At 39.4% G+C, this 11,778-nt stretch carries 17 protein-coding genes; all 17 read right to left on the bottom strand.

Annotated elements, in window-relative coordinates; all coding sequences use genetic code 11:
• Positions 1–4: 4 nt before the first annotated feature.
• The 17 genes from CCY97_RS06820 to CCY97_RS06895 all read right to left on the bottom strand — a co-directional run bounded on the left by CCY97_RS06820 (position 5) and on the right by CCY97_RS06895 (position 11,493).
• Positions 5–1,762 (bottom strand): carbamoyltransferase N-terminal domain-containing protein, encoded by a 1,758-nt coding sequence (locus CCY97_RS06820; protein WP_220091895.1) that lies wholly within the window; start codon positions 1,760–1,762, stop codon positions 5–7.
• Positions 1,737–1,934, bottom strand: coding sequence for a carbamoyltransferase N-terminal domain-containing protein (locus CCY97_RS08290; RefSeq protein WP_181562856.1), 198 nt, complete (start codon positions 1,932–1,934; stop codon positions 1,737–1,739). The genes CCY97_RS06820 and CCY97_RS08290 overlap by 26 nt, the downstream gene beginning before the upstream one ends.
• A gap of 52 nt (positions 1,935–1,986) precedes the next feature.
• Positions 1,987–2,625: an ABC transporter ATP-binding protein gene (locus CCY97_RS06825; protein WP_112064729.1), complete on the bottom strand. Its 639-nt coding sequence runs from the start codon at positions 2,623–2,625 to the stop codon at positions 1,987–1,989.
• Between the two features lie 5 nt (positions 2,626–2,630).
• Positions 2,631–2,906: an EscU/YscU/HrcU family type III secretion system export apparatus switch protein gene (locus CCY97_RS06830; protein WP_112064730.1), complete on the bottom strand. Its 276-nt coding sequence runs from the start codon at positions 2,904–2,906 to the stop codon at positions 2,631–2,633.
• A gap of 39 nt (positions 2,907–2,945) precedes the next feature.
• A complete protein-coding gene (gene mog / locus CCY97_RS06835; protein ID WP_112064731.1) occupies positions 2,946–3,476 on the bottom strand; it encodes a molybdopterin adenylyltransferase in 531 nt (176 codons plus the stop codon).
• Positions 3,477–4,037 carry a molybdopterin-guanine dinucleotide biosynthesis protein B gene (mobB, locus tag CCY97_RS06840; protein WP_112064732.1) on the bottom strand — a complete coding sequence of 187 codons (561 nt, stop codon included), beginning with the start codon at positions 4,035–4,037 and terminating at the stop codon, positions 3,477–3,479.
• Positions 4,034–4,507 (bottom strand): molybdenum cofactor biosynthesis protein MoaE, encoded by a 474-nt coding sequence (locus CCY97_RS06845; RefSeq protein WP_181562857.1) that lies wholly within the window; start codon positions 4,505–4,507, stop codon positions 4,034–4,036. The genes mobB and CCY97_RS06845 overlap by 4 nt, the downstream gene beginning before the upstream one ends.
• Positions 4,508–4,732 carry a MoaD/ThiS family protein gene (locus CCY97_RS06850; protein WP_112064733.1) on the bottom strand — a complete coding sequence of 75 codons (225 nt, stop codon included), beginning with the start codon at positions 4,730–4,732 and terminating at the stop codon, positions 4,508–4,510.
• A gap of 18 nt (positions 4,733–4,750) precedes the next feature.
• Entirely contained in the window at positions 4,751–6,001 is a 1,251-nt protein-coding gene (locus CCY97_RS06855; protein ID WP_112064734.1) for a molybdopterin molybdotransferase MoeA, read from the bottom strand.
• Positions 6,002–6,017: 16 nt separating this feature from the next.
• Positions 6,018–6,596, bottom strand: coding sequence for a GTP cyclohydrolase II (gene ribA / locus CCY97_RS06860; protein ID WP_112064735.1), 579 nt, complete (start codon positions 6,594–6,596; stop codon positions 6,018–6,020).
• A 384-nt stretch (positions 6,597–6,980) separates the two neighbouring features.
• Positions 6,981–7,469, bottom strand: coding sequence for an S-ribosylhomocysteine lyase (luxS, locus tag CCY97_RS06865; protein ID WP_112064736.1), 489 nt, complete (start codon positions 7,467–7,469; stop codon positions 6,981–6,983).
• Positions 7,470–7,485: 16 nt separating this feature from the next.
• The gene (locus tag CCY97_RS06870) at positions 7,486–8,016 is read right to left on the bottom strand and encodes a hypothetical protein (RefSeq protein ID WP_112064737.1); all 531 of its coding nucleotides are present in this window, start codon (positions 8,014–8,016) and stop codon (positions 7,486–7,488) included.
• Positions 8,017–8,018: 2 nt separating this feature from the next.
• Entirely contained in the window at positions 8,019–8,210 is a 192-nt protein-coding gene (locus tag CCY97_RS06875) for a DUF5408 family protein (protein WP_112064738.1), read from the bottom strand.
• 15 nt (positions 8,211–8,225) lie between these two features.
• Complete coding sequence (locus CCY97_RS06880) at positions 8,226–9,038, bottom strand: zinc ABC transporter substrate-binding protein (protein WP_112064739.1); 813 nt, start codon at positions 9,036–9,038, stop codon at positions 8,226–8,228.
• Positions 9,035–10,396 (bottom strand): SH3 domain-containing C40 family peptidase, encoded by a 1,362-nt coding sequence (locus tag CCY97_RS06885; protein WP_112064740.1) that lies wholly within the window; start codon positions 10,394–10,396, stop codon positions 9,035–9,037. The genes CCY97_RS06880 and CCY97_RS06885 overlap by 4 nt, the downstream gene beginning before the upstream one ends.
• Positions 10,390–10,731 (bottom strand): Spx/MgsR family RNA polymerase-binding regulatory protein, encoded by a 342-nt coding sequence (locus tag CCY97_RS06890; protein WP_112064741.1) that lies wholly within the window; start codon positions 10,729–10,731, stop codon positions 10,390–10,392. The genes CCY97_RS06885 and CCY97_RS06890 overlap by 7 nt, the downstream gene beginning before the upstream one ends.
• Positions 10,732–10,779: 48 nt before the next feature.
• Complete coding sequence (locus CCY97_RS06895) at positions 10,780–11,493, bottom strand: TerC family protein (protein ID WP_112064742.1); 714 nt, start codon at positions 11,491–11,493, stop codon at positions 10,780–10,782.
• Positions 11,494–11,778: the final 285 nt, after the last annotated feature.

The following is an 11,778-nucleotide window of genomic DNA, read 5'->3' on the forward strand; positions in this document are numbered from 1 at the left end:
TCCTCTAATCAAGTTCATATTTGTCTTTTGTGCAGCGATAGAAATCCACATTCTCTTGTTTGTCTTTGTAGAGGATAAAGTCTTCTATTACTAGCACATCCATCTCACAGCCCATAAAACAACTAAAACTATCTTTTGGGCTACAGACGATAGGCTCGCCTCGGACATTGAAGCTTGTATTTATAAGCACTGGAGAACCAGTAAGCTTATAAAATGCTTGTAAAAGCTCGTAATAACGTGGATTACTCTCTTTATGGACACTCTGGATTCTCGCTGAATAATCCACATGAGTAACGCTAGGTATCTCACTTCGCGTGCAGTTAAGCTTGTCTATACCAAAGAGCATTTGTTCATCCTTAGTCATAGGTATGCGTTTAGACTTTGCCACTGGTGCTACAAGCAGCATATAAGGTGAGGCAATATCAAGCTCAAAATACTCACTCAGATGAGAATCTAGGACGCTTGGGGCAAATGGACGGAAGGATTCTCGGTATTTGATTTTGAGATTCATTTGTCTTTGCATTGTGGTGTTGCGAGCATCGCCAAGAATTGAGCGCGCTCCCAAGGCTCTTGGGCCAAATTCACATCTGCCCTGATGCCAGCCTACGACCTTGCCTTCACTCAAAGCCTTTGCAGTGCGCTCTAAAATTTCAGAAAACTCAAGCTTCTCATAAACAGCATTCAGAGAATCTAATACAGCCTTTACTTCATCATTACTGTAAGAAAGTCCTAGATATGAGCCTTTCATTGAATCTTGTTGGGAAGCTTGGGGAGTTTTTGTATAGCTTTCTTGTGTGTTGGAATGCCAATAATAAAACCCAAGAGCACAGCCTATAGCACTTCCAGCATCACCACTTGCCGGCTGAATCCAAATATTTTCTAACAATCCCTCAGATTTTAAGGCTTTATAAATCTTGCCATTGCCTACACAATTAAGTGCGACACCTCCGCTTAGAGCCAGATTCTTAGAATCTGTGAGTTGTAATGCAGTGCGAGACAAAGAGAGCATTACCTCCTCTGTAACAGCTTGTATAGATGCCGCTAAGTCCATATGTACTTGCTCTAGCTTGCCTTCTCTTTGGCGCTTTGCTTGGAATAATGTATCAAAGTGCTTGTTTGTCATCTTAAGTCCATAGGTATAAGAAAAATACTTCATATTAAGCCTGAAGCTACCATCTGGCCTTAAGTCAATGAGCTCTTGTTTGATAAGCTCTGTATACTTTGGCTCGCCATAAGGAGCTAGGCCCATCACCTTGTACTCGCCAGAATTCACCTTAAAACCTATGTAATCAGTAAAGGCAGAATACAAAAGCCCCAAAGAATGTGGAAAATGGAGTTCTTTTAAGAGAGTTATGGACTTATCTTGACCTTTAGCTATGCTTGTGGTGCTCCATTCGCCTACGCCATCGATTGTAAGTATGGCTGATTCTTTGAAGGGGCTAGGATAGAATGCCCCGCTTGCATGGCTAAAATGGTGCTCGCTGAAACGCAGTGAATCAAAAACCTTGGATTTAAAAGCTTTCATCTGCTGCTTGCTCTTTTGTGGGTAAAGCTCTTTGTAAAGTTGCAGCAGCTCGCGAGTAAGAGTCTCTTTTAAGAACAATTTTTCTTTGAGCCAAATAGGAATAGCACGAATAAAGCTGGAAAATCCCTTAGGAGCAATGGTAAGGTAGGTTTCTAGAAGTCGTTCAAATTTTAAGAAAGGTTTATCATAAAAAACGAAGTAATCAATACACTCAAGAGTAAATCCCCCCCCCCTCATTGTATTGAGAAGTCAAAAATGAAAGCATTGATTTGATTGCAAGTTTTGGGAATCTTTCATCGGCTTTCTTGCGTGAAATGCGCTCTTCTTGCAATGCAAAGATTATCTCATCATCCTTGAGCAAGCAAATCGCGCTATCGTGATAATAAGCAGAAATTCCTAGTATGTACATTAATATGCCTTAGTGTAGATGTCAGAAGGCGGAATTATACACAAAAGCGTTCTTATAATTTCTCTAATACGCCATGCTCTAATTTGTAAGCTCTATCACACATCTTTGCGACATTTATATCATGTGTAACAATCAATAGTCCGGAATCTGAATCTCTTATAAACCCAAGCAAACATTCCATCACATCATAAGCACTCTGAGAATCAAGATTGCCAGTAGGCTCATCAGCAAAAATAATCTTTGGCTTTTTTGTGAGGATTCTCACGATTGAAAGTCGCTGCTGCTGCCCACCACTAAGAGAACCTATATCCTGGTGCAAGGTATGGGCTATGCCAAATTTCTCTAAAAGCTCCATATCAATCCCATTCCCACTTAATATGCTTGCAATTTCTAGATTCTCTTTGACACTAAATCCACGAAACAAATAATGCGCTTGGAATATAATCCCTATCTTTTCTCTACGCAATGTAAGTAATATATGAGGTTTGAGCGAGTAAATATCAAGGCCAAATAGCATAACTTGACCGCTGGTAGGCTTGAGCATGGTTGAAAGATTATGCAAAAGGGTGCTTTTGCCACTTCCACTTACTCCCATAATCGCTATGCTTTGCTTTGATTCTAAAGTAAGCTCCAAATCTTTATAGAGTGTGTTCTCAAAGCAATGTGTGAGTGATTGTGCATGCAGTAGCATAGTATTTATTCTTTACTTAATTGGGCTTTTTGTTCTGTGTCTATAATCCACGCAAACACATCTACTATCGCTTTGCAGAGCTCTGGTGGGATCTGGGAATCCAATGGAAGCTCTAAAAGAGAATCCACCAAAAGCTCATTACTAAAAAGAGGCACTCCAAATTCCTGTGCCTTTTGTGCAATCTCTCTTGCTGTCTGCTCTCTCCCGCTAGTTAGAATCTTTGGTGAAGAGTTTGGCTTATACGCAAGAACGGCAGCCTTGGTGATGTGTTTTGTATCCATTACTAAATTTCACTTGAATAACCAAAAATCCCCATACAACTACTTTTGTGATGGACGGAAGGCGCTTGTATACTGTGGATTTGCCTCAATGTATCCCCCGCCTATAAGATCTATACAATAAGGCACAGCAGGGAAAATAGCATTCAAACATTCTCTTATGCTTTTTGGCTTACCTGGCAAATTGATAATAAGACTTTTGCCTCTAATGCCTGCACTCTGGCGCGATAAAATAGCTGTAGGAACATATTTGAGGCTTTCTTGACGCATAAGCTCGCCAAATCCTGGAAGTATTTTTTCACAAACTTCCTGCGTAACCTCTGGGATAATATCGCGATGAGTTGGCCCAGTGCCACCTGTTGTCACAATCAGATCGCAACCATCATCACTCATTTGTATCATCGCTTCTTTTAGTGGTATAAAGTCATCGCTTGAAATCTTATAGACAAACTCGCATGTATTCAAAATAAACTCGCTTAATACTTCTTGTATAGCCTTGCCAGAAATATCTTCATATTCACCTGAAAAAGCCCTATCTGATGACACCAAAATACCAATCTTAATTTTTTGCATTCACAACTCCTTGTAAATAAATTCAAAAATCCCATCTGTGTTATCCAAATCCAAAACCCTCACTCTTAGAGATTCTCTCAAACATCCTAGTAGTTTAGAATCTAAGCCATGAGGTACAGCCAAAGCATCCGCATATGGGATATATTGTGTATCAATATGCTCTCTTGCAACCACTATGCGCTTATATGGCAATTCTTTCAATCCTTCGACAAAGACAAAATCACAATCGCTAAAAAGCTCTATTGCTTTGGTAAATTCGCTTTGTTCATACGCGCTGATTCCATCAAAATATTCTTTTTGTTGTGTCTCTCGCTCTGCATTGCGCGTTAAAATCGTAGATTTATTAGGTGAGATCACTGCCACGCCATTACTTGCCTGAAAAAATTTGAAACTGTCTTTGTTGTGTTGCCTGCCCAATGTATCAAACTCCGCCTTATCTTTTGGATCGTGTTTGATTATGGCTGTTTTGTAACCAAGCTGCTTACAAAGCTTACAAAGCTTACAAATGAGAGTGGTTTTACCACTATTGCTTTTGCCACTAAAGCAGATAATTTTACTCATCCAAGTATCCCACTACCTTCAATTGGCATACTGCGAGAAAGTGCAAACACTCTTTTGTTTTCTATAACGTCATATTTCCAAATAGGTGCATTTGCCTTAAAATCCTCAATAAACATCTCATACAACTCCAAAGATACTCCACGCTGGCGCGAAATAATCCCACACATAAAAGAGCTTTGCGTAGCTGGCACATTGCCATAAGAGTGTGCCATGAGTATCCGCGCTCCCTTCTTTGATGCTCTATCTTGCCATAAAGCAAACCATTTCACTAAAAGCGGCTTATAAATATCAAAGCTTAGTGCCTGTACAGATTGTGCTTGGTCGTTAAGCACCTCTTCTCGTACGATCCCCTCAAAGACACACAATGCACCAAAGTTGTGCTTCTTAGCCAAAAGCTCCCATTTTCTAAAAATCTCAACTGTATCTAACCCACCAGTATAAAGCTCTAAATCCATAGAATCTACTTGCATTCACCCACCACACACTGGAGGAAGTATCATCACTTTATCACCATCTTTGAATCTGTAAGTGCTATCCTTGATGATGCCATCATTGACAGCTACTGCACAGACGCCAAGCCATTTTGTAAGCTTAGGATTCTCTTGTAATACTGCTTTAAGCTCTTGCATACTACTTACTTGTAGCTCCATCACACCTTCAGTACTCAAAGGTCCTAAAAATTCTACGCTTATCATTAATGTCTCCCTAGTATTCTAAAAAAATCCGCGAAATAACAAAACCTCTACATTCTCTCCTTTTGCTAAATCACAACCATTCTCTTCTAAGATTGCAAAGGCACTTTGTGCACCTAAATTATTTATCATCGAGCTTTGTAAAGACTTTTTTGAACTAAAACTTGCAACAATCTCACCTTCTTGTATTGCAATCTTGCAAATTCGAAATTCCTTGCGAGAATCTGTACGTTTCACGTCTTCTAAAAGCCTAGCTTTAAGAATAAGCTCCTGTGCGCTCAATCCACATAATCTCAAGACAATGCGTCTAGCAAACAACCAGAATGTCACAAAAGCAGAATTTGGATAACCAGGCAGACCAAATACATGGGTTTGTTTTGTGTTATTTGTATAGATTCCATAACCAACAGGCTTGCCCGGCTTTAAACGCACGCCTTTAAAGACCATTGCGCACTCCTCTTGCATAATCTCCTTTGTAAAGTCAAAATCCCCAACACTCATTCCACCTGTTGTGATAAGCACATCACAAGAATCGAGTGCCTGTCTGTAAAGTATGCGTAGTTTTTCCTTGTCATCACCTACCTTTGGAAATATCACACTCTCCCCACCCAAAGAGCGCACAAGCGAGTCTAATAAATGATTATTCACACTTCGCAAGGTATTTTCATGCGGGCTTTCTTCGCCAACCTCAATAATCTCATCGCCAATGCTCATTATCCCAACCTTTGGCCGAGCAAATACCTCTACAAATACATTATTGTTCTCTGCTAAAACACCAATCTCAAAAGCACTTATCAAAGTACCTTTAGGTAATAAAACCTCATCTTTTTTGTAATTTTCCCCTACTTGTCGTACCCATTGGTATTGTTTGATTTCCTTATTGGGGTTTTTTAGTCGTATATAATGCTTGCCATTTTCTTGGAACTCTTCTACATCCTCTAATAAGAGTAATGTATCAGAATCTTCTGGCATACGAGAACCCGTGTAGGTTTTTATCGCGCTTTTTGGCTTTAATACAAATATCTCTGTGCAACCTGCTTTGTTGCTAGCCTCTACACATAACACTCCGCTAGCCTCTAAATCTTTAAAACTTATAGCAAAACCATCCATTGCCGAAGTTGGAGCTGGTGGGACGTTATTCTTAGCAACAATATCAGCAGCAAGGATTCTGCCAAGACTTTGATTGAAAGCGACTTTTTCTACGCATTTGGGATGGATTTGTGTGTTTTGTAGAATCTCAATTGCTTGCTCATAGCTTATCGTTGTCTGCATTTGAGAAAAACCTTCCTTATAGCAAATGTCCCATCTTATCTTTTTTGACTTGTAGATAGTCTTTGTTGTGTTTGTTGCAGCCGACAATTATACTCGTTCTACTGACTTTTACATACTTTTGAATCGATTCTATTTTGAGGGGATTGTTTGTTAAAAGATTTATCTCACCTATCCCAAAATATCTGAAAATCTCGCCCACAATCTCATAATCGCGCAAATCACTAGGGAATCCTAATTCCAAGTTTGCCTCGATTGTATCGCGTCCCTTGTCTTGCAGTGCATAGGCATTAACTTTATTAAATAACCCAATGCCTCTGCCTTCTTGTCGCAAGTAAATAAGCATACCACCATCTTTTGACTTGACAATTTCTTTCATTGCATACTCTAATTCTGTCCCACAATCGCATTTGAGTGATCCAAACACATCTCCAGTCAAGCATTCGGAATGCAAGCGCACAAGGGGTACATTTCCAAGCTTTTGGCTAAATACCACCAAATGATCTTTGGTGTATTCCCTGTTCTCTTGGAAGCTTTGTATCAAAAAATCTCCATACTTCGTTGGCAACTTTGCTCTTTCTGAAATCTTTAAATCCATAATTTCTTGTATCCTTATAAACAAATTTTCACGCTATTACTTCCTAGTAATCAACCACGCCAAACGCAGAAATTTTACGCACACAATTCCAACCGATATTAAAATCTCTTATAAACTCTATTGATTTATGAAAGGCAGAAAACCTTTAAGTTACCTGTGTGAAAGGCGTGCATTCTACTACAATATATGAGAAAATACAAACGCATTTGCGTACCTGCCGTAAAAATCAAAGAAAGTGGAGATATATTAGTATTTTTTTGGGCTTGAGAATCTCTTAGGGTTGTATGGAGTATTTAGCTAAAGCCACAAGTTCCCAAGCAGCCAAAGACTAGGTAAAAAGAAGTGAGGTAAGAAAACACACAAGATAAAGTGGTAGTGCACCGCTTATGCGAATTCTTTCAAAAGCAGTTTGTGTGTATCCATAATCCCTATGCCTTTATCCAACATATTTCTAGCAATGTCTTGGGCTTCTTGTAGCGAGTGCATAGCATAAGTGCCACATTGGAATTTATTTGCCTCTGGAATCGCATCTGTATTAAGGACATCTCTCATACTTTTTTCCCACGCCTCACGCACAAGATCATCACTTGGAGATCCAATCACACTCATATAAAATCCCGTCCTACAACCCATAGGAGAAATATCGATGATTTCTACATTTGGTGCATTCAGATGGTCTCGCATAAACCCAGCAAACAAATGCTCTAAAGTATGGATTCCTTTCTCGCTCAAAATATCTTCATTTGGTACACAAAAACGTAAGTCAAATACGCTAATCTTATCTCCCTTTGGTGTTTGCATAGTCTTTGCTAATCTTACAGCCGGCGCTGGCATAATCGTATGATCGACTTTAAAACTATCAAGCAATGGCATAAATTCTCCTTGTGTTTTATTTAAAACCAGCCATTCTAGCAAGTTTTGGCTTTGAATCGAGTACCTGCACAACAAGCAAATTGCCATACAAATACGCATAGATTCTCCTAGGCCTAATCTCTAAAATACTTTTATGTGTAAGCGCAAAGTTTTTATTCAAGCCATATTCTCTTAAGTGTATCTCGCTTTTTTGTAAGCATTCAAGCACCTGCTCTTTTTCTTGACGCAAAAGCTTTAGGAGCTCAGAATCATCATGATTCACACCATAATCACCAATGTCTATCTCGCATTCATAAGCTATATTTGCTTGGCTAGGACGCATAGCTAAGCTGACACCATAATATTCGTTTGTTGGCAGAGAATCTGTAAGCAAGAGCTTATAGGAGACAATAGCCTCTATGCGCTTGCCTAAAAAGTCTTGTGTGTCAAAGCTATCATTCAAAAATGTCTCTGTCTCACTTAAGAACTTTTCTGCATCCAAAAGTTCCCTATCCATTGCACCCAAAAGCGTTACTTGTAGTAAAACACAAACAAAAAATTTGCGCATGTTCAGTCTTGTTGTATTTTATGCAATTTCTGCTCTAGCTCGGTTACTTTATGACTGATTCCTGCAGTTGCACTAATTTGGGTAATCAAAACGTATAGAGTAATCACGGCGAAAATAAGCACAATCCCCACGCAAAAAAGCGAGATTTTCACTGCTCGCTTGGCAATTTTTCTTGATTCTTCTTCTTGTGGCATATGATCCTCCAGAATTTATCGTGCGATGGATTTGGCAGTTTGCAAAAGGAGCAGTTCTAAATCAGGTACAAATACATTGAGCTCTGCGCATTCTACCTTTAGCTTCCTGCATAAAGCTAAGGTTTGTTTTTTGACAAACTGTGGCTGGAGAAAAATCTTATCAAGACCATATGTTTTGAGTGTATTTCTGAGCTCTTGCAAATACTCTGGCTTATCGGCATTTATCACATCAAATACAACTTCTTCCAATCCATAATCCCTCGCAAAATGCTTCAAACTCGAATGTGTCAGAACAAAGCCCTTTTTAGAATCCTGTTGTGCAAATATCTTTTTGATTTGCAAATCAAGCAAGTCAATCTCATGCAAAAATGCCTCATAGTTCTGTTTATAAAACTCCTTATTGCGCAGATCAACACTGGCTACCGCATAAAAAATCTCTTTGGCTTGTATTTTTAAGAACTTAGGTGAAAGCCATACATACACACTCTCTTGCATGCTAGATTCCGCAATCTTTTGTGCGCTATTTATAAAGCGCATTTTTGGATTGGTTTGTCGAAAGCGCACTTCCCATTTCTTTTCAAAAGGCATGCCCACACCTATAAAAAGCTGTTTTTCTTTGAGAGTCTTCATCTGTGCTGGTCTAGGCTCGTAGTTCTCAGGCGCTTTATTCTGTGGCACCATCACACTGATGATCGCATTGCCTTTTGTGATTTTTTCTACAAGATAGACTTGGGGTATGATACTCACCATAATATGTAGTGGTTTTGAATTAGGCTTTGGCGCGGCAAACACACAAGAAACAAGCAAGATCAAAAAAATTCTTATCACTTCTTATCCCTTAATTCACCATTTTGGATTCTCTGTGCAAGCACACTCATATCAGACATCGACCCGATTTTTTCAAGCAAGGTTTTTGATTTTTTGAAATACGAGTTGCGCTCATCGCCTACATACAAGCTAGTTATCACAACTCCTCCCAGCAGATTGTCGTATTTTTTCCCACTTCTTACACTCCATGCACTATGAGCTACAATCACTCTATCCCCAATTGATCCAAGATAAATCATGATATGTCCTTGCAACCACAGGAGAGTATAAAAAGGCGTAGCGTTCTCTAAAATGAATCGCTCCTTTTGCTTTGCGCTGAGCTTGCTTAGGTCTTGGTAATTATCTGCATACAGCGCTTGTGCTTTCGAGTTTCTTGGCAAGAAGATTCCATTATGCGCAAAAATATCACGAACCAAAGCAGAGCAGTCGCGCTCCTCATACATCCCACCCCAACCGTATTTATCACCCACCACCTGAGTGATAAAGTCTGCGACCATATGAGAATCTAAAGGCATGGGGAAAGGCGTAAAGTCCTGTTTTTGTATTCTAGCTTTTGCGATTTTTGTATGACCAGAATCTGTGCGCTTGAAGATAAATATCTCATACTCATCTTTGCTCTCATATTCCTTATTGAGAGCAAAGATCTGCCCTATTCTTGCTCGTGTGTAAAAATTTCCAGCAGAATCTTTAACCACCACCTTATCAGCATTTGGCGTTACATAGTTTTTAAACCCCTGTATTTTTACAGAATCTGCCTCACTCACCAGCCCTATATCACTCACTTCTACCCACCCATACACAAATCCAGCCTGTATATGAGCAAAGCGCAATGAGGTATCAAAATGTGTGATAAGAACAGGCGTACCAGCAAAGATAAGAGAGTTTTGCCATCTGTCAAAGGGATAGCCTGTTTTCTTAGAAAACTTCGGCATAAGAGTAGGCACTGCTCTGACATTTGTAGTTTTGGTAATGATGCCTTTTTGGTTAGCTGAGGGATAAGATTCTAAACGCATAGAATCAAGTAGCTCTTGAGTCTCTTGCAAGCTATATGGTTTGGCATTTTCACCCCACCCTCGAGATTTCAGCATAAAATCACGCATCCAAAACACTGAGTGTAAATCCATATTAGGAGATTCATTCCACGGAGCAAAGAACTTCTGTAAATAGTGGCTTTTGATTTTTTCGAGATCTTGTGGGCTTTGAGCAGGTAGGCTTTGAAGAGATTCGTTCAGATAGTAGTTTGCATTTTGTGCATAAATGTCCAAATCTTTTGGGCTTACTTGCATGATGGGTTTTGTGCAAGCACTAAGCCATAAGATAAGCGCACAGAGAGAAAAAGCTTGTGAGATTTTTAGCATTTCAGCGCACTTATCTTGGCTTCATCAAATCCCACTATAAAGGCTTGCGCCTCTATAACAGGTCTTTTGATAAGGCTTGGATTTGCAAGCATAGCTTGGATTTTCTCTTCATCGCTAAGATTCTTGTCCTTTAATCCAAGTTTTTTGTAAGTCATGCCTTTAGTGTTCAAAAGCTCTTGCAAGCTTGATTTTGCAATCCAAGATTCTATGTCTTGCCGACTTGGTGGGTTTTTTTTGAAATCTACAAACTCATATCCCACCCCTAGAGACTCTAGTAATGCCCTCGCCTTACTAACACTTCCACAATTTTTGATTCCATACACTCTGATTGTCATTATCTGCCTTTCTAAAAAATAACTTCTTGCTGGTAGCAAACCCCATTCCTACCCCTTACGCTTTTGAATCCAGAGATTTATCATCTCCACACCCAAAGAAAATGCGATAGCAAAATACAAATAACCCTTTGGGATATGGAAATGTAAAGAATCTGCCACAAGCGCCGCGCCAATAAGTATAAGAAACGAAAATGCCAGCACTTTAAGAGATGGATTAGATTCTATAAACTCAGAAATGCTCTTAGCCGCTAGCATCATCACTCCTATGGCAATCACGATAGCCAAAACCATCACTACGACATTTTCTACCATACCAACTGCGGTAATCACAGAATCCAGTGAAAACACAATATCAAGCAAAGCAATCTGCACAAGCACAAGAAAGAAATTATCCACCACTTTAGGCTCGCTCTGCTTCCCATCTCCTTGTGTCATCGCATAGATTTCTGTGGTGCTTTTATAGAGTAAAAACAACCCTCCCAAAAACAGCACAATATCCCGTAGTGAGACACCAAAGTCCTTCACAAAAAACAGCGGATTATTCAGATGTGCAAGTACGAAGATAAACCCAAGCAGCAAGATACGAGTAACCATCGCAAGAGTAAGTCCAAGAATCCGTGCTCTTTGTCTCATCGATTCTGGCAGACGCGAGACAATGACGCTAAGAAAAATAATATTATCAATCCCAAGCACGATTTCCAAAACACTCAATGTCGCAAGCGCAAGCCACTGAGTAGGATCACTAAGCCATTCAAAGAGCATGTATTCACCTTTAAGAAAAAGGTAATTATAAAATGTTTTAAACACGCAATGATTTCCTAATACCCCTTATTAAATGTTTATTTTCTACACAGATATAATTTTTTATATATTGACTTATGGAAATATTTTCTGTCTATTAGTGTTATAAATGAGTGTCCTAATTTTTATAGGACAGTGGAAACATGAACGGCTAAAACATGCGCAATCAAAAACATGAACACAAAGATTCTCAGTTATTACAGCACCATCTTTGAAGCACATGTGTCTCAAAGCACGATAACACAG

It is taken from the genome of Helicobacter sp. 10-6591 (assembly GCF_003288805.1).
Classification (GTDB): Bacteria; Campylobacterota; Campylobacteria; order Campylobacterales; family Helicobacteraceae; genus Helicobacter_F.